This is a genomic window from Paenibacillus sp. J22R160 (genome assembly GCF_059692135.1).
The window spans coordinates 101,477-122,701 of sequence record NZ_JCAUAU010000021.1; the positions used below are offsets into that span (position 1 = coordinate 101,477).

Annotated in this window: 20 protein-coding genes; 6 read left to right on the forward strand and 14 right to left on the reverse strand. The window is 45.2% G+C overall.

Going from position 1 to position 21,225, the window contains the following annotated elements; translation table 11 throughout:
• Positions 1-47 precede the first annotated feature (47 nt).
• Positions 48-689, reverse strand: coding sequence for a sporulation-specific diadenylate cyclase CdaS (cdaS, locus tag AC58UW_RS27835; RefSeq protein WP_497423813.1), 642 nt, complete (start codon positions 687-689; stop codon positions 48-50).
• Between the two features lie 94 nt (positions 690-783).
• On the reverse strand, positions 784-1,755 hold the full coding sequence (locus AC58UW_RS27840) for an NAD(P)-dependent alcohol dehydrogenase (RefSeq protein ID WP_497423814.1): 972 nt from the start codon (positions 1,753-1,755) through the stop codon (positions 784-786).
• 122 nt (positions 1,756-1,877) lie between these two features.
• On the opposite strand from AC58UW_RS27840, the gene AC58UW_RS27845 reads away from it, so the two are divergent.
• Complete coding sequence (locus tag AC58UW_RS27845) at positions 1,878-2,630, forward strand: GDSL-type esterase/lipase family protein (protein ID WP_497423815.1); 753 nt, start codon at positions 1,878-1,880, stop codon at positions 2,628-2,630.
• Between the two features lie 87 nt (positions 2,631-2,717).
• Here AC58UW_RS27845 and AC58UW_RS27850 read toward each other — a convergent pair whose 3' ends face one another.
• From AC58UW_RS27850 to AC58UW_RS27860, 3 genes are all read right to left on the reverse strand, one after another.
• On the reverse strand, positions 2,718-3,560 hold the full coding sequence (locus tag AC58UW_RS27850; protein ID WP_497423816.1) for an RMD1 family protein: 843 nt from the start codon (positions 3,558-3,560) through the stop codon (positions 2,718-2,720).
• 93 nt (positions 3,561-3,653) lie between these two features.
• Positions 3,654-4,742 (reverse strand): AbrB family transcriptional regulator, encoded by a 1,089-nt coding sequence (locus AC58UW_RS27855; protein ID WP_497423817.1) that lies wholly within the window; start codon positions 4,740-4,742, stop codon positions 3,654-3,656.
• Positions 4,739-5,467, reverse strand: a complete 729-nt coding sequence (locus AC58UW_RS27860; protein ID WP_497423818.1) for an MBL fold metallo-hydrolase — start codon at positions 5,465-5,467, stop codon at positions 4,739-4,741. The genes AC58UW_RS27855 and AC58UW_RS27860 overlap by 4 nt, the downstream gene beginning before the upstream one ends.
• Before the next feature lie 171 nt (positions 5,468-5,638).
• Here AC58UW_RS27860 and AC58UW_RS27865 point away from each other — a divergent pair, with 171 nt between their 5' ends.
• The 5 genes from AC58UW_RS27865 to AC58UW_RS27885 all read left to right on the forward strand — a co-directional run bounded on the left by AC58UW_RS27865 (position 5,639) and on the right by AC58UW_RS27885 (position 10,293).
• Entirely contained in the window at positions 5,639-6,529 is an 891-nt protein-coding gene (locus tag AC58UW_RS27865) for a TetR/AcrR family transcriptional regulator (RefSeq protein ID WP_497423819.1), read from the forward strand.
• 214 nt (positions 6,530-6,743) lie between these two features.
• Entirely contained in the window at positions 6,744-6,965 is a 222-nt protein-coding gene (locus tag AC58UW_RS27870; RefSeq protein WP_497423820.1) for a PspC domain-containing protein, read from the forward strand.
• 151 nt (positions 6,966-7,116) lie between these two features.
• Entirely contained in the window at positions 7,117-9,000 is a 1,884-nt protein-coding gene (gene shc / locus AC58UW_RS27875; RefSeq protein ID WP_497423821.1) for a squalene--hopene cyclase, read from the forward strand.
• A gap of 65 nt (positions 9,001-9,065) precedes the next feature.
• On the forward strand, positions 9,066-9,539 hold the full coding sequence (locus tag AC58UW_RS27880; protein ID WP_497423822.1) for a hypothetical protein: 474 nt from the start codon (positions 9,066-9,068) through the stop codon (positions 9,537-9,539).
• A gap of 127 nt (positions 9,540-9,666) precedes the next feature.
• Positions 9,667-10,293 carry a hypothetical protein gene (locus AC58UW_RS27885; RefSeq protein ID WP_497423823.1) on the forward strand — a complete coding sequence of 209 codons (627 nt, stop codon included), beginning with the start codon at positions 9,667-9,669 and terminating at the stop codon, positions 10,291-10,293.
• 34 nt (positions 10,294-10,327) lie between these two features.
• On the opposite strand, the gene AC58UW_RS27890 is transcribed toward AC58UW_RS27885, so the two are convergent.
• The 9 genes from AC58UW_RS27890 to AC58UW_RS27930 all read right to left on the reverse strand — a co-directional run bounded on the left by AC58UW_RS27890 (position 10,328) and on the right by AC58UW_RS27930 (position 20,591).
• Positions 10,328-11,236: a phosphotransferase family protein gene (locus tag AC58UW_RS27890; protein WP_497423824.1), complete on the reverse strand. Its 909-nt coding sequence runs from the start codon at positions 11,234-11,236 to the stop codon at positions 10,328-10,330.
• A gap of 48 nt (positions 11,237-11,284) precedes the next feature.
• Complete coding sequence (locus AC58UW_RS27895; RefSeq protein WP_497423825.1) at positions 11,285-12,055, reverse strand: sugar phosphate isomerase/epimerase family protein; 771 nt, start codon at positions 12,053-12,055, stop codon at positions 11,285-11,287.
• A 118-nt stretch (positions 12,056-12,173) separates the two neighbouring features.
• Positions 12,174-13,187 (reverse strand): alpha/beta hydrolase family protein, encoded by a 1,014-nt coding sequence (locus AC58UW_RS27900; protein ID WP_497423826.1) that lies wholly within the window; start codon positions 13,185-13,187, stop codon positions 12,174-12,176.
• Between the two features lie 129 nt (positions 13,188-13,316).
• A complete protein-coding gene (locus AC58UW_RS27905; RefSeq protein ID WP_497423827.1) occupies positions 13,317-13,679 on the reverse strand; it encodes a phosphotransferase in 363 nt (120 codons plus the stop codon).
• 332 nt (positions 13,680-14,011) lie between these two features.
• Complete coding sequence (locus tag AC58UW_RS27910) at positions 14,012-17,053, reverse strand: family 43 glycosylhydrolase (RefSeq protein WP_497423828.1); 3,042 nt, start codon at positions 17,051-17,053, stop codon at positions 14,012-14,014.
• A 305-nt stretch (positions 17,054-17,358) separates the two neighbouring features.
• On the reverse strand, positions 17,359-18,012 hold the full coding sequence (locus AC58UW_RS27915; RefSeq protein WP_497423834.1) for a M48 family metallopeptidase: 654 nt from the start codon (positions 18,010-18,012) through the stop codon (positions 17,359-17,361).
• A 97-nt stretch (positions 18,013-18,109) separates the two neighbouring features.
• Positions 18,110-18,289 (reverse strand): twin-arginine translocase TatA/TatE family subunit, encoded by a 180-nt coding sequence (locus AC58UW_RS27920; RefSeq protein ID WP_497423835.1) that lies wholly within the window; start codon positions 18,287-18,289, stop codon positions 18,110-18,112.
• Between the two features lie 30 nt (positions 18,290-18,319).
• Positions 18,320-19,528, reverse strand: a complete 1,209-nt coding sequence (locus AC58UW_RS27925) for a ZIP family metal transporter (protein ID WP_497423829.1) — start codon at positions 19,526-19,528, stop codon at positions 18,320-18,322.
• 19 nt (positions 19,529-19,547) lie between these two features.
• Positions 19,548-20,591: a multicopper oxidase domain-containing protein gene (locus AC58UW_RS27930; protein ID WP_497423830.1), complete on the reverse strand. Its 1,044-nt coding sequence runs from the start codon at positions 20,589-20,591 to the stop codon at positions 19,548-19,550.
• Between the last annotated feature and the right edge of the window lie 634 nt (positions 20,592-21,225).

A 21,225-nucleotide genomic window follows, 5' to 3' on the forward strand; every position in this document is an offset into this window, starting at 1 on the left:
CCATCCGCCATGGTCATAACCCATGAAGGATAGCCTTCTTCCGTGCATCAATTGACTAACTGAGTCTTTACAATAATATCCGACATGATGATCGGATGCAGATTACCCTGATAGGCAAATGATGATTGACCGGTTTCTTCGGATACAACCAAAGCCAAGGCATCTGTTCGTTCTGTTATGCCAATCGCTGCCCGATGCCGCGTCCCTAAATTTTTATTTTCTAGTATAGTTGCCGATAAAGGCAATACATTCGCTGCAGAAACGATTTGATCATAACTAATGAAGACAGCGCCATCGTGCAAGGGGTTCCCCGGATAGAAGATGGATTCGAGTAAGGAATAAGATACTTTCGCTCCCACTGGGATGCCATTATGTAGATGATCTTCAACAGGATCGTTTCGCTGAATGACGATCAATGCACCATGCCGACGCTTCGACAAATGATCAACGGCAATCGACAAGTCCGAATATTGGATAGAGAATGCTGACAAATAACATTGCATGTAAAAGGAAGTGGCGATAGATTCAACTTTTCTAAACCGTTCTTGAATCGCCTCTAAATCACTTAACATGCAGTAATTCTCATCATCTATGATTTGCAAACTATTGTGAAGCGCATTGGAAATTTCGTGTATGTGTTGTTTGAGCTGTTCTTTCAATGGGGATTCGTCACATCTGATCTGGTTCAACGCGTACACCTCTGGATACCATATTACTTATTATCATTCCCAGTTTTGAAAAGATCATCAAATAACGAAATTTCCATTTTTTACGAAGAGTTATTTAGTCCGCTACGCGGATAATCACTTTTCCTTTGGCGCGACCTTCTCCCAAATATTGAATTGCTTCGGCAACCTCACTTAGTGGATAGCATTTATCTATAATCGGTGTAACTTTACCGGCCTTAACAAGTCTCTCCAAATCCATCTGATCCTCTTGGTTAGGCTTGTGGATTAAAATGCCCATCTTCTTATTCCCAGTCATTGAAATCCACGGCCCCAAGCTCATAACTTGGAAGATGCGAGCCATTGAACCTCCTACCATGACATATGTACCTGATGGACTTAATGCACGTTTGTAATCCAAAATGGATCGATACCCTACCACATCAAGAATCAAGTCGTACTGCTGTCCGTTTTTGGTAAAATCATTTTGCGTGTAATCAATTACCTCGTCCGCACCGAGGGACAACAGCATATCCAATTTTGCGTTGCTATCAACTGCTACCACTTCCGCCCCGATTGCTTTGGCAAACTGAACCGCGATCGTTCCCACACCTCCACCTGCGCCATTGATAAGAACTTTGTGCCCCTTCTGAATCTTCCCTTTATCGCGGAGCCCTTGTAAAGCAAGGACTCCCGCTTGTGGGAGAGCTGCAGCTTCATCGAATGTTAGATGTAGTGGTTTAAGCGATAGTGCATCTTCACGAGCAGAAACATACTCCGCAAACCCGCCCCAACCACAGCCAGAGATGTCCCCGAACACCTCATCGCCTGGGCGAAACTGTTTGACCGCTCTTCCCACCGCTTCAACGACCCCCGCGATGTCAGCTCCGAGAATGCTGTATTTTGGTTTTAGAATCCCCCCAAGGCGGACCATAAAGGGTATTCCCCGCAAGAGATCCCAGTCCCATGAATTGACGGATGCGGCATGGATGCGAACCAAGACTTCATTGTCTTTGGGTGTAGGTTTTTCTACTTCAATGAGGTTAAGTGCGTCTTTCGTTCCGTATTTCGTATAGACAATTGCCTTCATAATCATACCTCCAAAGAGATCCCTATAATGCTTGATCTTATCATTTTATGGCTAGTTGTATGTCAAGATTTTTTCTGAGAATATCGCAAAGTAACGAAGCATATCACTATTGGTAGGTTGCAATGGAAGATGGTGATCTTTTGATAGGTCCTTCGATCATACGCCCTGGGAATTTTTCCGTAATCGCCACGGCAGATCAAATGCGTCCTGTATACGATCGGTATAATGAGCAAATCATTTACCATCGTATTCCTGTTCATCTTATATTCATCGGTGAATCCATAATACAGTACTGGGATTTACAAACCTATTTCGGCCAATCGAAACTTTCTATCCTTAATCGAGGGATTTCCGGAGATCTAACCACTTATATGTTGAAACGTTTTCCAGCCGACGTTCTTCAATTAAAGCCGAAGTATGTACATATTATGGGTGGAACGAACAACACTTGGAGGCTAGATGCCGTCGACCCTTCGGAAAGGAAATCTCCGAGTCAAATCTGTCTCGAAACACTATCCGATATCGGAGCCATGATTCGTGAATCTAAGAATAACGGAATCATCCCGATCATTGGCTCGAATCTGCCCACTGGTAAAGGAATACCCTGTTTTACATCCCAACCGCTTCTTTACTGCCGAGATATTCATATGGATATTCGAAATGATTTGCTCTACCAAATAAACCAGCGAACAGAGCAGCTAGCCGCTAATGAGCAAGCGATTTACATTGACTATTTTTCATACATGACCAAGCCAGATGGTCGAACATTACGTCCTGAGCTGGCTGATGACGGGCTGCATCCCAATGTGCTCGGTTATAACATCATGGCAGATAGATTAAATAGAACGTTGAGAACGCTAGACATTCAATTGTGAACTGTAAAAGTCTCGTGCGCTTAACAAATAAAAAAGCCTGAGGGAAATTCCCTCAAGCTTTTTGTTTTCCAGGAATCATTCATCCAACTAATGAGAAGGAATCCAGCCTACAATTTGTAAAACCGTTAATGCAACTTCAATAACAATTAGAATTACTACAATCCACTCAACGAACAACCCCCGGATGGAATGACTGATATTGGAAAAACCCTCAAGAATGTGATACAGAATGTCTGTTTTACTTTTCAAAATTTTATATCGATCATTCAATTCAAAGAAATCCATCATGCCGTCATAAAATTGACTAGCTATGCTATTGGTCCAAGTTAAATCAGGTTTATCCAAAATCATGATGTAGGCAAGGGTGTTATACTCATGGCGTACGATTTTGGCTGTGGTTCTCGCCAACTCTTTATTGCCAACTCGCAGCTTCCCTTTCTCTAAGCGATCGATCATCCCTTCGAGACCATCATGAATATCACCGAGTTGTTCCTCGATCTTCTCTAGAGCTACTGATTTGGCAAGCACTGTGGAGATGAGTTCAGGGTAAAAGAATTCATACTGGGCTACAATCACGTACTTGTCAGTCAACTCCATGTTCTCGATTTCCTCGATATGCAGACTGTAATCGTCCATGTATCTGTCCACTTGCTGGAGATCCATACCAGGCTCGAAGGTTTGGATAAATTTTAAGAAGGCAGTAATGTCATTCTTGCTTGTGTGATTAACAAAAACAACACTGCCAAATGAAAACACCAGCACTTGTTGTAAGGAATCGATTTCTTTTCGAAGGATCGCGGATAAAATGTCGCCACGCAGGATTAACGGTTGTTCCCATGTGTACTTCTTGGGAATATCACAGTGAATCGCGATTTTGTTTAAATCAATTTCATTCGTGACAGCCAAAGCTCTGAAAGTTATATCTTTCATGTTCACCACTCATCTGCTCAAAAAAGTTATGCTAACTAGTCTTGACAGAATAAGATGGCTTCAATCCTATGTGGAGCCTGTAATTTCATCTTTTTAACCTCTGGGGACTGGCTCATTCCCTACTTTTTCTCTTGGCAGCAAGTATTTAAAGGCTAACCTCAGAAGCGGTGGAACCGCGAAGAAAATGAACCAGGTTCGAAATATTTGATAGCAGGTGACGATCGCAATGTCCGCATGAACCTCTTTGGCCATGATCCCCATCTGATCCATGCCTCCGGGCGCCATGGCCAAGAAGGCAGTCGCCGCAGAAACGCCATGCATGCCCGAAAGCATCACGCTCAAACCTAACGAGCCCAAGATTAGCACGAAGCCGCTAATGATCGCGAGGCCAATGATTCGAACTTTGTGTGTAAGACTCTCTGGGCGAAGTAGTAAACCAACGTACGTGCCTATTAACAGCTGCGAAACGTCTAGAAGACCAGATGGCAGTGCTGGACCTGACACGCCGGAAAGATGAAGAATGGCTGTGGCAATCATTGGCCCTAGCAAAAAAGCTGAGGGAAAACGGATCTTTTTGGCCAGCACAGCGCATAACACACAGACAATAGCAAACAAGAAAATATTAGGGAATAGATCGCCCCAATGTGCACTCACTCCTGCTATATCCTGTATGGCTGACCGGTCACCGCCAAACAACGGACTAAAAATTAGGAGCGGAACGCAGAAAATAATGATCATCAACCGAGACACTTGGAGGAATGTCATCACGGTGAGATCGATGCCTTCCGTATCCTCCGCGAGGATGATCATCTGCGACAATCCGCCAGGAATACTCCCCATCAACACCGTCGGCAGCGGCAAGCCCGACACCTTGGAAATGCAGTAGGCGATGAGCGCGCTAAAGACCAGCAGCAGAACCGTCATAAGAATCATGCTGGGTAATTGTTGTCCCATCTCTTGCAGAGTGTTCATCGTGAAGGTTAAGCCAATCGAATATCCGATAATAATTAGTGCTATATCACGCAAATAGCTAGGCCACAGCGGCCTTACCTTTTTCAAAAAACGAGCTCCCAAGAAAGCAAACAACATCGGTCCTAAGAGCCAGGGTAAGGGAGAATGAATGAACGTGAATAGCGTCCCCCCTACTAGCGACAATACGAGTGTAACGATGAAACGAATCACGGCTGCTCAGCCAACTGGGCTATACGTTTGTTTACATCACCTTGTATGTGTCCGCCGTGATAACAGATAACGGTCTCGATGTCGAAGGCTAACAGCTTCTTCAGTGATCTCAGTGCCTCTTCCATATCGGGTGTAACGGCTGCCCTTGGCCCCTTTAATTCGCCAGCTTCGACGACCATGGCATCACCGGCGATCAGCGTTTTACTCGCGTGATGGTACAAACAGACATGCCCTGGCGTATGACCCGGCGTATGAATGACGGTCAAGCCGCCTGCGAATGGCAGCTTCTCCCCGTCCACTATCGTACACTCCACATTGGGGTGCGACGGATACAGAAAAGTCTGCTCGAATTGGTTACGTGTCACTTCAGGCAGCTGCCCTAAGAGTCCTTCAAGCCTTTCAGGGCTCACCTTGATCATCGGTTTCGCTCCGTTAATGACGTCTTTGTCGTCTTCATGGGCGTAGACGATTGGAGATTCGTCTTCTGCCGCCAGAAACTCAGGCAGTCCACCAACATGATCGAGATCCTGATGTGTCAAAATAATAGCGCGCAGCGGGACATTAAGGGTTCCAGCTTGCTTCGCTAACTCCCGAATCGCAGGAGCGGAACCTGGCATGCCCGTATCAATTAACACCCAGGATTCCTTGTCAAATAGAATCGTCGGATGAATCGTCATTGGCCCCAAATTTAGTGCTAACATGTCAATGCCTTCAGCTATTCTCATGTGATTGCCGATGCCCAGCCTCTTATCATTCTCTAAGGCAAGGTCACGGCCACCTCCTTTTATCCAAGTTTAAAACCAATGAGTTCATTATAGAACTCGATAGTTTTAGCGTCAATGAGAAACATTGACGTTCCCCTTCTCTCATGTCAAGATATGGGGGGAGGGATCGCGATGGTAGACTCGAAAAAAGACAAAATTCTGAATACAGCCATCGAGCTGTTCCGATCGAAAGGTTACAGCGCCGCATCCATGCAGGATATCGCCGAGGCATGCGGTATGGCCAAAGCCAGCATCTATAAATTTTTTGCGACCAAAGAAGATTTGTTTACAGCTGCTTTCGTCGCATGTCATCAAATATTGTTAGATCAAGCAGCAGCATTGGATCGTGGTGGAGCTGAACTGAGCCTCACTCCGAAAGAGAAGCTGCGGCGGAAGATCGAATTCCAATTGCAATATACGGTTGAGAATCATCTATTCATGATCGACTTTAGAGAATTGCCCATAACAACCAACGAACAATTCATCGCTGCATGGAAAAGGAAGAAGAACGCGCTGCATACTTGGCGCCGCGAACTGCTAATCGAGACATATGGGAAGCAAATCGAGCCCTACATTTGGGATATTGTTGCCATATTCCGGGGAATTCATGTTGAATACTTAACTTATGTGCAGCAAAAGGTGATTGCCTTACCGATGTCCGAGCTCGCTGCGTTCATCGTTGGCCGCTTAGATGCTTTGATCGACGATTTCATTCGCACAGCGCCGAAGCCCGTTATCGATGAAAGCAATACGCATTTCAACTATTTGAATCCGAGCGATGCTCCTGCCCGTCAAACGACGATTGAGCAGCTGATGGCGTTAATAACCGCCAAGGTTGGCGAGCTGTCAAAGCCTGCCGATATACGTGAGGAGCTTCAAAAAGTTACAGTAATGTTAAAAGAGGAGTGCATTCGCCAAGCTCCCACTCCCAATCCAACACTCATCAAGGTGTTCATCTCCTATCTCGATGTCATTCCAGAATTAAGACCCCATCTTCGTCAGCTTAACTATCTCCTATCTTAATCGGCACGGCCCATCAAATTGAACAAGAACCCCGCGATTATGAATCAATTGCGGGGTTTCTTGGCTTTCGTAGTGGTACTCCCCCGCCTTAAGTCCGGTTCCAAGAACCGTCATAGGTCCATTTTCGCAGAACCTTGCAAGAGCTACAATAAAGACATGAAAACGAAACGATGACATGCAACATATCGCAAATTTGAGAGGAGCAACACACACCATGAACAAATTATTCCGTTCTAGAACAGACAGCAAGTTAACAGGACTTTGCGGAGGACTAGCAGAATGGCTGGGCTTAAATGCCACTCTAATTCGCTTGCTGGTCATCATCGCCGCGTTGTGCAGCTTTGGAACCGTCGTACTTATCTATATGATCGGTTGCCTGCTTGTCCCTAAAGCGCCGCAAAGCCACTATGATTTTACACCTCCATATCAGAACTAAGGTGCTAGACATGTGAAAACGTCAGTGAAAACTGGCGTTTTTTCTTGTTCAACCAAGGATGTGTTTTGGAATTTTTAGATTAAAATGTTGCGTTGTTCATATCATGTAAAGACCCATCTAATCGTGACTTGAAGCGGCAGGAGGACTGCATATGCCTGTATGGCGTGAGTTGAATGAGGAAATTCGCCGCATGAGCGTGCGACTCGAACACTGGCAGCATCAAGACGGCTCTTGGCGATTTTGCTTTGAAAATAGTCTGTTAACCGATGCTTACATGATTATCGTCCTTCGGACATTGGAAGTCCCTCAGGAGGCGCTAATCAAACAGTTGCATGACCGCATTGCTGCTGAACAAGAATCAAATGGTGCTTGGAAAGTCTATCACGATGAAGATGATGGAAATTTGGACGCCACCGTGAATGCCTACTTTGCTCTTTTATATTCGGGCTACAGCCAAAAAAACGACGAAACGATGATAAAAGCTGCACGCTTCATCTCTTCCAAAGGCGGGATCAAGCAAGTGAAAACCTTGCTTACGAAGGTATTCCTAGCAGCCGCCGGACAATATCCATGGCCCTCCTCGATGATGATTCCGCTTGAATTTCTTTTGCTCCCGACCACCTCTCCGGTGAACTTCTTTGACTTCTCCGGCTTTGCCCGCGTCCACTTTGCGCCGATCTTGATCATGGCTGACCTGAAATTTGTCAGGATAAATGCGGCTACACCGGACTTATCGGACCTGACTCGCCCCGTCAGCATGGATCCAGAATCACCCCGTGGCTTCCAGGAGCTATTGAATGAAGTTCATAGCGGTATTAAGCAGCTAACAAGCCTTCCGCAGCAGCTGCATAAGCGAGCTGTTCGCTATGCGGAAACCTATATGCTTGAACGTATCGAAGCGGATGGAACGCTATACAGCTACTCGACGTGTACGCTGCTGATGATCTTGTCGTTGCTAGCGCTAGGTTATGACAAGAATCACCCTAAGATTACCGCCGCGCTAAGCGGACTCTACTCGATGCTGTGGAACATTAACGGAAAGATTCATCTCCAAAACTCACCTTCCACCATTTGGGACACCGCACTGCTTGCCTCGGCTCTGCAGCAAGCGGGAACTGCGCCAGATCATCCTGCTATCGCGAAAGCAGTCCACTATCTGCGCGGTTTGCAGCAGTCCAAATTAGGGGATTGGAGCCTCCATGTCGCTCATCCAGTACCTGGCGGCTGGGGCTTCTCCGAATCTAACACGATCAACCCTGACGTGGACGATACCACGGCAGCCTTGAGGGCCATACACGCAACCACACAGCGTGATCTTTCCTACCAAGACGCATGGAACCGCGGGTTAAATTGGGTAATGTCCATGCAGAATAAAGATGGCGGATGGCCCGCTTTCGAGCGAGGGGTTACTAACAAGCTGTTGACGCTAGTCCCTGTTGACGGCGCCTCCGCAGCTGCTATTGATCCGTCCACCGCGGATCTAACAGGTAGGACCTTAGAATTCCTTGGCGCAACAGCAGGCCTAGGCATCCACCACCCCTTCGTCCGAAGAGGTGCGGATTGGTTATTCTCGAATCAAGAAGCGGATGGTTCGTGGTACGGCCGTTGGGGAATTTGCTACATTTATGGCACATGGGCTGCTTTGACCGGGCTAATGGCTGTTCGAACGGAACCGGATCATCCTGCTGTTCGACAAGCCGTCGATTGGCTGCTAAGCATCCAAAACGAAGACGGCGGCTGGGGGGAATCCTGCAACAGCGATAGTCTCAAACACTATGTACCGCTCAGGGCCAGCACACCCTCCCAAACCGCTTGGGCGCTCGATGCACTTATCGCGGTATGTGAGGAACCCCTGCCTGCTATTAACAAAGGCATGCAACAACTACTCCAGCTTCTGCACAAGGATGACTGGACGACGCGATATCCAACTGGAGCAGGTCTGCCCGGCAGCTTTTATTCCCATTATCACAGCTATCGGTATATTTGGCCCTTAATCACGCTGAGTAACTACAAGAAGAAATATGAGAACCTGTAAAATGAACAATACATGCCATCCTTACGTCAAATCCAAGGCAACTTGCTATACGAAGGAGAATAATCATGAAGAAATTTTTCAAATCCCTATTTCATAAGCGGTCATTTGCTGATCAGTTGGAGACTTATCTCGACGCAACCCTGTTAAAATGGAAAAAACGCATCAGCCCCATAACGAACAGAATCGGATTCGGTATTTACTTTTACAAAAACATCACAATTAACCTAAATCGCCTGAACAAGGAAATATTAGAAATTGCTCAGGATAGCGCTAAACTCTCACACTTCAACAAGTCCGCATTTCCCAGCTTTATATCGGTCGTCGACGGCGTCCATACAAGGATGTTCACACATCTGCCGAATCACGTCATTCAACAAATTACCTCATTGGTTAAAATGCTCCCAGGATTCAAAGAGCTGCAATCGATATCACGGACTTATGGGTACATCTGTGAGCTTCAATACAATCAAGGAAGAGTATTCTTCGGCTCCTTACAAATTCACTTTATTAAAATGGAAAGATTAGCTGCGCCTTTGTAAGCTAAATGACAAAAGACTGCGATCACCCCGTCTTAAACAGGTGAGAACAGTCTTTTTATGCTTGCAAGCATGGGGAATATTTGGTTATCTTAATGAGATGCATGGCTAGGAAAGGAAGTTTGCGAGTATGAGACAAACCACCTCAACAATCCCAAGAGCCGCTGTTCGAGGCTCATCGCTGGGCGTGATCTTCATGGCGTTATTCGGCACGCTCTGGGCAGGTATCGGTATTGGCGGGCTGCAGGGTTGGGGTTCAACTTGGCTGATCATCGCGGCTGTTATCGTTGGTATCCTGCTGCTATCCGGCGGCATTTCGTTACTTGTTGCCTCCAAGCAATTAACTCAAACTGCTGAATCCGATATACGCCGCTGGAAACGCGTTTGGATCTGGCTTGGCATTATCTTCACCATTGAAGGTGCGGCAATAGGGGCTGCAAGCGCGATATGTACCTCCACTAATCATTTTAATCTACTTTTTCCCATAATGGGCATAATCGTTGGCGTTCATTTCATCCCATTGGCGCCGCTATTTCGGATCAAGACCCATTATGTGACCGGAACGCTCCTGACCTTACTTGCTATGATTACACTTCTATATGTGCCTGAAAATGTAATGCTTGGCGGGCACCCGGTCATTACATGGTGGCTCGTTGTTGGTTTTGGGTCTGCTCTGATCCTGTGGGGAACTGGATTACAAATATGGTTGATAGGCAAAAGATGGATGAACACAACACGAATCAACAAAGAACAATAGCGTCCACCCCTTAACAAAGTGAACGCTATCGTTTCTATAAATATGTCAGCAATTGCTCAGCGTTGCGCTTCATATCCGCCGTTCGGCTCCTGAAAGCACTATACGCGATATGGTCAAGACTTATATGGATGAGACAACAACGAAGTCGCAGTTCTAATTGAAGGGGTTGACCTCCGTTTTTGTCCCAGTGCTGTTCCAGTATGCTCTTCAGGTCCACCATCTGCCACTTCGGGAACCAAGACCACCAGTATAAGAACCAAGCGTTGTCGTAGAGAGGATCGCCATAGAAAGCATTCCCCCAGTCGATTACCCCTGTTAGCTTCCCTTCGTCTACCAGTACATTCCGGTTCAACAGGTCGTTGTGCACGATTCCGCGGCATTCCGGTAACTGTGGTACGAGTTGACGCAGTCTCTCCACCCCAGCATCGAACACACGGGCCTCCTCGGGCCAGGCGTCCAGCCGCTCGCGCCAGCCCGCTAGCCGATCTCTCGGCTCTGCCACAGAGAGAAGCTCGGCCCCCCAACAAGTCCCAACCCCATCAGGTCGCCAGAGACCGATCCCTTGGGTACTTGTGAGATCAAGCTTCTGAAGTTCAAATAATGCGTCCAGCAATTGCGGCAGCACGACCCGAATCTCCGTCTCGTCAAGCTCATCGAGATGCTTTCCTGCCACTCGCTCAGATATGGCGTAGAATCCATTTTCGGTCTCTCCCACCTCGAATACCCGCGGAATCGGAAGTGTCTCAGAGTTAAAAGTACTCATAACACGATCCTTTTCAAAATCAGCGACATAGTCTCCGAAGCGGATAACCGTTTCATTTCCGTCCAGCAGGAGAGAATAGGCTTTTGACCAGTCACCTGCGGCAAGCGGCTGAAGCTTTTGAGCACGATTGCCAAAGCGGGCTTTGACAAACCGAGTTGCAGATTGTATGTAATCCTCCACCGTGATTCCTCCTTGTTTCCCACAACAATGTACAACTACGATTTGTCACTATGCAAATACTCGCTTCATAAAGGCCAAGCTCTCACGTTGTTCCGTCTCCGGATCCCTGACTGTGCATTCCGCAGAAATCATCCCCTCATAACCCGAGGTTTTCAGCGCAGCAACGAATTGGTCATACGGATATTGACCTGTACCCGGAGAGAATCGCCCTGTATCTGCTAAATGGATGTGATGCAGCCAGGCTTTGTTGTCGACTAGCGTCTGAAACGATTCTTGCTCCTCATCCATGTGATAAAAGTCCGCTAAAACCCGAACAGATGGATGATTCACTTGTTTCACAAAACTAACTGCTTCAGAGACACTGTTAATTAAGTTTGACTCCTTCTTATTTAACGGTTCAACCACCAGCGTCACGCCTGTCCCGGCAAATTCTTCTCCGATATGAGCAAGGAGTTGAACGATCTGCTCCTCTGAACGGCTTCGTTCCCAGCCGCCCGGAATATGACGCGATCTCCCGCTCCCCAGAACGACGGTTTTGGCCCCAATCTGATTTAGCGCCTTAGCAGCTTTGTGTATATAACGCTGTAGTCGCTCTAGATCTACCTCCGGCCCCACAACTTTCAAATCACCAGGAAAAAAGATATTAAATGCGCTGACAGGGAGCGGGCTATTCATAAACAAAGGTAATCTAGCAGCATATTCCTCATCATTTTCCAGATTCAAAGAAACTAATGCACACTCTATGTAGTCAAAACCCATATTCTTCAATCTCTCCGCTTGCTGAATCTCACTGCACCAACCAAAGGTGTACATCGTCATCCATCCCTCTCACGTTCAATTGTTAAGTAAAAGAACTAATGATAGCGCATACAAACCATGCTAATTAAGACGCTTTGAACCGGTAAAAGTTTCTAGTTTCTTTCCGGTTCGCCCCTACTCAAGCCCAGGCTCGATGGAACCAATCGTATGCCACATGGCCAGATATCTCATGAGTGCCTTCAAAAAGATCTAGTTCCAATTTGTCTTCTGTTTCTAAGATCTGATAGATGCTCCGAATCTGCTCATATGCTTCCAATGCTGCGTGTACTGGAAAAATCGGATCGCTCTTTCCGGCTTCGATGAAAAGAGGTCTAGGGGCGATCAAGCCGATCAAATCCGGCATCTCAGCAACTAGCGACAAACCGGGCACATAATTGTCAATACACTGATGAATCGATAAAATGCTGGCTTGAAACGTGTTGGTAAAACCGCTAACTACCGCAGCGGTTATGCGAGTATCTATGGCCGCAGCGAACGAGCAAACAAGTCCACCGCCTGAAATCCCCATACATCCGATTCTCGCGGCATCTACATCATCTCGTGTGAGTAGATAATCTACACATCTCAGAGTTTCAAATACACGATATCCAGCCATAGTTTGACCCATTGCTAAGAGAAACGTAGAAAGACGTTTACAGGAGTTTGCCTCCTGAGATTCTTCGCTCAACTTACGGTCACCAAAGCCTAATAGTTCTGGTGCAACAACGATATAACCTTTATTTACGAGCTCAACGGCAAAATTTTTCTGATAGCCCTTGTCACCAGTTTTTTCCTCACCATCTATCGTTAACCCAACAATATCCTTGCTTCCGTAACCGTGTCCATGACAGGCAATAATGGCCCCTGCTCGCTCTTCGCGTTCCTTAGGTATGAGAACGTAAACAGGCATGTAGAGATCAGGATACGTCTGAATTTGAATTCTTTCTCGCGTATAAGTGCAACAATCCACAGATTCTAGAAGCACGGGATCAAGTTCGGGAACCTTTGCTGGAAAACCACCGAGCAACTCAACGAAACGCGAACGTAAACGCTCATTCCAGTTATCCCATTCCTCTTGTGAACTCGCTTGAAATCTCTCGGATGGCGTAACACGATCGTACAGATGTTGAAAATAGTGATCTGGATTCCACATGCCGGTCAGCACCTCGTTTTCATTATTTTCGTTTTTAAGCGTTCTCTTATCACAGACCTCAACTGATCTTTCTCCTCTTCAGGAATCCAATCTGCTAGTCTAGCTGCAGCAATAGGCGACATCCATAGATCAATTTCGTTTTTGTTGACGAAAACACTTGCACTTCTCATCTGCAGGGACTTCAAAGCTATGAAGCATGACATGCATGTCAGCTAACATGATAGCAAAATCATCCAATTCAAGAGGATTTTCTAACATTTTCTGAAGGAGAGAATTGCCTTCTATGTATTCAAAAATAATGCCAACTCTTCCCTCAATCTCCACTAGCCTGTTACCATTCGGCACAGGAATGCCAGGCGAAGCAACTTGTTTCGTTATCTCGTATTCGTAATTGATTGCTTCCTTTGGAAATCCGCTGCGGTAAAGCTTGATCACGCTTTCATGACTGTGCTGGAATATCTCTGCTGTTCTACCCTCAGCAATTCGTTTCATCAAGTTTTCCTCTCTCATAGACTTGTTTCCTTATTTTAACATAGGTTAAGCGCTTGAATCGACATAAAAAACCGCGATGAACGTAAGATTTGGAGGGAACTACGTTCCGCTATTTCCATGAAAAGATGCATTTCCCACGTGCAAGGGGAACTACGTTCCGCTATTTAGCCAATTCCATCCAAAAAACCGTGGCATGATGGACAAATAAGAGCTTGTAGTTCCGCTCATAGCGGAAAAAGCTCGTTCTCCTCCATATAGAGGCCTGTAGTTCCCCCAGGAGTACGTCAAACCTAAAAAAGACCGTCAGGATCCCTGACGGTCTTTCTTATCCTTTATTCGAACATAGCTCTTGCGATCACCGCAAGATCCGTAATATCAATAATGCCGTCATTGTTGAAATCTAACTTTTTGACCAAATTCCAATCTGGACTCGATGTCGTTTTACCATAGCTCGCTGCTGCAATTGCGATATCACCGACAGTTACTTTGCCATCCGCGTTAACATCTCCTGAAGGGCTAGTAATTACGGAATTCGTAAATGCTTGTAGAGCTTGATTCAAGGTGCTTGCAGCTTGATCGATTTCTGCCTGTGTAACCGCGTTGGCGGCTGCTGCAATGGCTGCATTGATCGCTGCTTGCAAGGTAGCTTTGGAACCCGTTGGGTATTTCCCTGGTGCATTACCTTCAACAGCTGCTTGCAAGGTTGCCTGGGACTCTGCAATTAGTGCATTCAACGCTTCTTTGTTAAGTTCACCAGTGCCAGTGACCTGTACGTTATGCGTAACAGAGTTCAAGGAACTCTCCACACCCGCAGAGTTGGCAAGTTGCACGGAGGAGAGCTGAATACTTGCGCTAGTTGTCTGTTTAAGCGCTTTCCATGTTAATTTAAGCAGTGCACCATCCGTGGAGACGGAATGATCAGCGCCTAGGCTTGCCAGCAGAATACGAACTTTGCCTGGCACACCCGTATTTACACTGACTACTTCAAGACCATCCTTCTGTGATTCTGCCTTTACAAAAAGGAAGGTATCCGAATCATAGTTGAACGTTAAATCCTGAGCGTAGACGGCATCTGACGGGCTAGTCGATACATGCGTCAGTCCATAGTTCACATCGAAGTTATTTCCTACCGCAATGTTAGATGCTCCTGTGAGCGTTCCTGATAATTCAGTTGGTTCAGTCGGCTCAGTCACATTAGGCACATCCGCCTTATACATGGTTAAATAATCCAAATTCACATTACCAATGCTGCTTTCATCAATCCGGTAGCTGATTACATTTTTACCTGCTTGCAAGGCCAAACGTTCAGAGCCTGTAAACCATTCATCCCAGGAGATCGCTGTTTTGTCGGGAGCGATTGTTTTTACATGTTCGCCGTTGACATATACGTTGATTTTCGCTCTTGCAGGCAATTGAACCGTAGGATTCGTAGTAGATTCCCCATTCACTTGTTCCCCATAAGCATATCTTACTCCAACAATATAATCCCCGGCTCCGGCTGCATTGACAACAAAATTCGCTTCAGCACCCGGTTTTTTGGGCAAATGAATATATCCCGTTCCTTGAAAGTTCAAATGGCTATTTTCTTTGGTAATATCACCTAATAGGAGGGCATCTTCGGCTTGATACATATCCCCTTGCCCTAAATCACCTGAAGGCAGTTCCTGCCACACATTTGGAGCAACAGGTGCGCCAAAATTAGGCGTTCCATCGGCATTCCAACCGAATTTTTTAATATTCACCTGACGCCACCAGTTACGTCCAGTATCTTGATACACTCGTGAATGATAGATCATCCAATCTTCTGTTCCATCTACGGATTTTACAAAACCTGCTCGTGCTGGACCTGACACATCGCTTGTAGAAACGAAAACATCATTCTTGCGCGTCCAGGAATTCGGGTTTAAGAAGTCCCCATCCGTATTCATAAAATAAGATAACCGGTAACCGTCTGATGCATAGTCGCCCTCTGACATGGTGATGAACACTTTGCCATCTCGCTGCAAGACACGAGGACCTTCCCCGCCTCCGCCTGGCAAGAATGAGCGATCTACGCTAATTGTATAAGGATTATCCATCGGAGCAATAGCCGGGCCGATGGGTTCCCCAGAGCCTAAAGTGCCCCAGACGGCGTAGAGCTTCCCTTTATTTTCAAAAACCGTAAAGTCGTTCGCTTGCTTATAGACACCGTTTTCTCCTGCATATAAAGCACCTTTGTCTACGTAAGCCCCTTGAGGATCATCCGTAACGGATTGTAAAACAGTCGCCATATGCTTGTAATCATAAGCTTTCAAATCGGCACAGTAATAAATATACCATTTGCCATCAAAGAAGAAGATTTCTGGAGCGAAAATACGTGTTTGTGTGCCTTGGGAATCAAAAACCAGCTTCTTTTCCCCTTGGTCAGTCAACGTACGGGATTTGGAAACGTACACCTTATTCTCAGAGTCTAAGTTACTGGAAGAAACGAAATAATAGAAACCGTCTTTGTAGGTTACAAACGGGTCCTGCCCTTGATAAAGCGGATTGTTAAATTTGGTATGTAAAGAAGAACTTGTGACACCCATCGCTTTCATAAATTCGGAACGAGCTATGGATACGTTTTCAATTCCTTTTATTAAGGCTTCAACCTTATCTCGGTCATTCATTTCTGCGTCATCAATCGTGTTAAGCAGCTCATCAGCTGTCTGTTTCGATGCTTGAAGTTTGTTGCGATCACTTTCTGTTACTTTATCTGCAAAATTGTCTGCTAAATAATTTAACTTTTGGATTTCTGCGGTCAACTCACTCTTTTTCGTTATCAATGTACGATCTGCCGGCAAGTAGAGCGCTGATTCTGGAACGATTTGTCTTTGCTGACTTGCACTTTCCCATTCCATCTTGAGCCATGTGCCGCCCCAGCCTTGTAGATACTCAACTTTGATATCATAGTGCTTACCTGCTTCTAAGGAGATTGGCGTGCTATCCTGTGGTTTTTCCCAAGTTTGCTGCCAGAAGTCAATGATCAACTGACCATTAATCCATAGTCTAAAGCCATCATCTCCAACCATATGGAAGGTATAGTCTTCTGTGTAGGTAGGAACGATAGTCCCTGTAAAACGTGCCGTATTATAATCAGGCGTTCCAGAAAACTGATTAAAAATACTGCCAAATGAATCCCCATTCAGATTGCCTATCGCTCGTGATCCACGTTTATCATCGAATTTGAATACGGTGATATCTGTTCGATTATCAGGATTAGGCACACATTTAAAGAAATCCCCCATTAATCCATGTCCATCCAAAATTGGATCAACAGCACGAGCATTCATAGGCATATTCATCGTGCATGCAAATAAGATAAAAGCCATAACTATCCATATTACTTTTTTCATCGGTAATCTCCTATTCTCATATTCGTTTCTACTCCGTGGATATTCTGCTAACGCTCCGAGTGATTACAAGAAACAAAGCCAGCAGCCTCGTTGCCTAATGGCGCACACCGTGTTACCTCCTTCCCCTGTCTTGCTGCGTGTTTTTAACTTAACATATTTTCAAACAGATAGATTTGCAATATCCCGAGCTTTTTTACAATTATCTTGCCTTTTTATGTTCGTAGGAGAATTAACGTTGAACTCGTGCACAAAAAGAAAAAACTGACGCCGATTTCGTCCTGGCGACAGCTTACTTTTGCATATTCCTAAAGCGTCATGGCTTGTCCATACCTGGCCAGAAACTCTTCCTTCTCCTTGTAATCTGGCATAATGCTGCCTATACGTCTCCAGAAGGAGCGATCATGATTCATATGGGTGAGATGACATAGCTCATGGATGATGACATAATCAATCACATCGATCGGAGCCATAGCTAAGCGATAATTAAAGGTTAATTTTTTGTCCGAGGAGCAGCTTCCCCATTTGGTTTTGGACTCCTCGATTTCAATCGACTTCGGTTTTACCTTTAATTGTGTTTGATAGATCTTGATGCGCTCGGCTATGACTTTCTTGCAGCTTGAGAAGTAGAACTTCTTAAGATTCATTTTCAATTCTTCTTCACTTAGCCCGGCAGTCTCAATTAATTCATGGAGAAAATGATACTTCCCTAGATGAAGGAATTTTCCTTCCTCTTGATACTCTTTTGTTCGGGCGGTCTCTTTCGCTTTGGCAATGAGCTGTAATTTCTCCACGATCTGTTTCCCATGCTGTTTTACAGCACTCATAATGGTCTCCTGGCTTGTATCGTTAGGAGCTTTTACTGTGATGTATTCTGTTGTTTCGATTTGAATCGAAATCTTTTTTCTAACACCATATAAAACATGAAATTCAATCGTCTTATCTTCAAACTCAATCTTCATTCTGATCATCTGTCCTTTACTTTCACTGCGGTACCCTATCATTTTACCTTTCTCATATAAAAAAGACCAATCCCGTTGTTAAGGATTGGCCATCTGCTCACTCGCCTTTTTGCTTCTCTTTGGTGTCTTCTTCTAATAACCCCTTCGTTCCTTGTCTAAACTCCTTGATCGTAGTACCGAATGCACGGCCTAATTGCGGAAGCTTCGTAGGTCCGAACAACAATAACGCAACTACAGCAATGATGATAACGCCTGAAACGCCAATGCCTGAAAGCATGATAAGCACCTACTTTCTATCCTTCGTTTATTAGAATTTTACCATAAGAGCTGTGATGTACATAATAAGAATTCCAGCCGTTAATCCTCCAAAATTAAGCCAAGAAACGGGAGACAAATTCCGCTTCTCCGATTCCTTCAAAATCATTTTGGAAATAACATAAATGACTTGAAGTATTGCGCCAGCCCCGATACCGAAGAATAAGGCGGCTAAAGTGTCATTGAATATGAATCCACCGGCCCAAGTTCCGATGATGGCTGGGCCACCTGCGATTAAGGCTAACATAACAAAAGTCTCCCAGCTAGGACGATCCTTCAGCAGTGGAGCAGCGATTCCGACGCCTTCTGTAATATTGTGAAGAGTAAAACCAATGATCAAGAAAGTGCCTAGCGCTGCCTCTCCGACAGCGAATGCGGATCCAATTGCAAGGCCTTCACCGAAATTATGCAAACCGATGCCTGTCGCAATTTTCCGGGACACTCTGCTTCCCTCAAGCGTTCTGCTGCTTTGTTTGCGAGTATTAGACTGGTCAACAGCGATCAAGAATAGGCAGCTGAGAAGTGCGCCAAACCATACTAAGCCAGTTCCCTGGAACACACCAGGAGCTTCTGCAGCCATTTCAAACCCTTCCTCAAAAGTATCAATAACAAGGAAAAATAAGAGTCCTATCGTCAAAGAAAGAATGACATGCATGCCTTTCACCGTAAACCTGCGTAAAAATGGATACCATAACAGACCCAGGCCTACAGGAATGACCCCAACATAAAATCCAATTAATGCATATTGGGCAAAAAGCTTGCCTGTCGGAGCTGGTGTCGCAGCTGCTGCTGCAACTTCACCTGTGAAAATCAATCCATTGGACGTGATTAATTTGACTTCATGCGGATCCCCTTGTACCCAGGGGTATGGAATATTTATCGTTCCTCTTTCGAATCGTTGTAAGGAGTCGCTTGGTGAAAACTCTGCGTTCCAGAAAGCTCCGTCAACAACGACTTGTGCAATCGTTATTTCCTCAGGGCCGGAGTTCAGAACCTTCACTTGAATGCCATCATCATTAAGCGTGATCTTCTCAACGTTCAAAACTTCAATTGGCGCAGCAGGCTCATTCTCAATGCCAGTACCTACTTTGGCAATCGTAGCGATAATTGCAATTAACAATATAAGCGGAAGAATTCCCCATAAGATAGCTTTGAAATTAATGGAAGATGCTTTGGTTTCCTTTTGATCTGCGTAACTCATTGAACGATTACCTCCTTTCTTATTCAGCTATAAAGAACCCCATCCAACCAAGCTCAGCAAATTCACTTTGATGGGCATGAAACATATATTTCCCAGCGGATGGAAACACGATTTCTAGAATACCGCGTTCTCCCTGGCATTGCATAATTGTATCCGTGAATTGAGGACGAGCTTCAGGGTCCGCGCCTGTAGCATAATAGTTGAAAAAGTTCGCATGTAAGTGAAAAGAATTGATGAGATCGAATTCCGTCAGATTACTGAGATAGATACGCACAAGTTCTCCGACTTTCACTTTAATCGGTTCTTGCTGGTAAGCAAAAGCATACCCGTTTACGGTATAAATTTCGTTTTCTCCATCGAGATCCAGATCAAATCCGTTCATGACCATACTCAATTCTTTAGCAGCAGCTCTTGGTTTCTTGGGATCAATGATGAAATTCCCATATAGTCCTTTATGAATATGTCTTGCTAGCGGAGCAACATGGCAATGATAAACATGCATACCGGCTGGTTTGGCTTCAAATTCGTAAGTAAACGTATCTCCAGCATTAACAGCATCTAGCCCATCCATATTCGTTGGGTGCATCCCGTGAAAGTGAATGGAGTGCGGGTGGCTCGTTGCATTGCCAAATCGAATACGAAGAACATCTCCTTCGGTACAACGAATCGTCGGGCCAGGAATGGTGCCATTAAATGTCCATCCCGGGAACTTAATGCCTCTGGCGATCTGAACTTCATTCTCATACGCTGTAATTTCATACTCGCGCAATGTTCTTCCATCAGGAAGTGTACTTACCTTGCCATAATCAAATGCTGTGAGCGCCTTCTGTGCGGCTTTAAAACCTTCGGTAGCGTCATTACTTGGCACATAACCATGCTTCATTCCATCGTGAAGCTGCCCTTTCATGGCCTTATGAATATCATGTTTATCTGCCGCTAAGGAGGACTTTCCAAATAAAGTGGATGGATTTAATAAGGCCGCTCCAATGACGGCAAAAGCCCCAGCACCTCCCATCTTCAATAGCTTACGTCTTGACAACTTATCACCCGAGTTACGCAACATTGTTGTATCCTCCCCTATTTTATATTGCTTGTTTACAATTTTTTTGCACCGAGGAAACATTTTAGGTAAAAATTTTGTTTCCAATGGGACAAAAAGTTTGCCCAAGGAAACACTTTGAGTTAAATATATGCCTAAATGTGCTATTTGTAAACCATTTATTTTTTAAGCGCGAAAATATATTTGGAATAATACCATTATTATTTGTGCGCTGCTATGTCGCCCTATCCATCAAGTTGTTCAATCGAGATTTGAACCAGTTTGTGCCGTTGAAGTTCCTGCTGATCCTCATCGGTATGCAACTTGGGATTATGTCTTTCAAGGGGGAAAAATTAATTAAAAAAGGAGTTAAGCATAGGCTGCTTAACTCCTTTTTCGTTACATGACACATCCGCTGAATTAGATGCGATAACTACCGTTAATCTGCGGTGCTCAGTCGCAAGAAATGAAATAGCGGTAGGAACTCCATCTATATTGTCTGTAGCTGGACGAAATCTGCTAGATTTGCTGAAATTAGCGGTAGAAATGGACCTCTGTCAAGAAAGTGGACACTCTTATCCCGTTTTTTTGTTCTTGAACTGCGCAGCAAAGCGAGCTGGTGACATGTAACCTATCGCACCGTGGATTCGCTTGCGGT

Bases quoted from the DNA above. Each gene is read 5' to 3' on its own strand.
- AC58UW_RS27840 (WP_497423814.1), bottom strand. From the start codon at position 1,755: ATGAAGGCAATTGTCTATACGAAATACGGAACGAAAGACGCACTTAAC.
- AC58UW_RS27845 (WP_497423815.1), top strand. From the start codon at position 1,878: ATGGAAGATGGTGATCTTTTGATAGGTCCTTCGATCATACGCCCTGGG.
- AC58UW_RS27850 (WP_497423816.1), bottom strand. From the start codon at position 3,560: ATGAAAGATATAACTTTCAGAGCTTTGGCTGTCACGAATGAAATTGAT.
- AC58UW_RS27860 (WP_497423818.1), bottom strand. From the start codon at position 5,467: ATGAGAATAGCTGAAGGCATTGACATGTTAGCACTAAATTTGGGGCCA.
- AC58UW_RS27865 (WP_497423819.1), top strand. From the start codon at position 5,639: ATGGTAGACTCGAAAAAAGACAAAATTCTGAATACAGCCATCGAGCTG.
- AC58UW_RS27870 (WP_497423820.1), top strand. From the start codon at position 6,744: ATGAACAAATTATTCCGTTCTAGAACAGACAGCAAGTTAACAGGACTT.
- shc (WP_497423821.1), top strand. From the start codon at position 7,117: ATGCCTGTATGGCGTGAGTTGAATGAGGAAATTCGCCGCATGAGCGTG.
- AC58UW_RS27880 (WP_497423822.1), top strand. From the start codon at position 9,066: ATGAAGAAATTTTTCAAATCCCTATTTCATAAGCGGTCATTTGCTGAT.
- AC58UW_RS27885 (WP_497423823.1), top strand. From the start codon at position 9,667: ATGAGACAAACCACCTCAACAATCCCAAGAGCCGCTGTTCGAGGCTCA.
- AC58UW_RS27895 (WP_497423825.1), bottom strand. From the start codon at position 12,055: ATGACGATGTACACCTTTGGTTGGTGCAGTGAGATTCAGCAAGCGGAG.
- AC58UW_RS27900 (WP_497423826.1), bottom strand. From the start codon at position 13,187: ATGTGGAATCCAGATCACTATTTTCAACATCTGTACGATCGTGTTACG.
- AC58UW_RS27905 (WP_497423827.1), bottom strand. From the start codon at position 13,679: ATGAAACGAATTGCTGAGGGTAGAACAGCAGAGATATTCCAGCACAGT.
- AC58UW_RS27910 (WP_497423828.1), bottom strand. From the start codon at position 17,053: ATGAAAAAAGTAATATGGATAGTTATGGCTTTTATCTTATTTGCATGC.
- AC58UW_RS27915 (WP_497423834.1), bottom strand. From the start codon at position 18,012: ATGAAGATTGAGTTTGAAGATAAGACGATTGAATTTCATGTTTTATAT.
- AC58UW_RS27920 (WP_497423835.1), bottom strand. From the start codon at position 18,289: ATGCTTTCAGGCATTGGCGTTTCAGGCGTTATCATCATTGCTGTAGTT.
- AC58UW_RS27925 (WP_497423829.1), bottom strand. From the start codon at position 19,528: ATGAGTTACGCAGATCAAAAGGAAACCAAAGCATCTTCCATTAATTTC.
- AC58UW_RS27930 (WP_497423830.1), bottom strand. From the start codon at position 20,591: ATGTTGCGTAACTCGGGTGATAAGTTGTCAAGACGTAAGCTATTGAAG.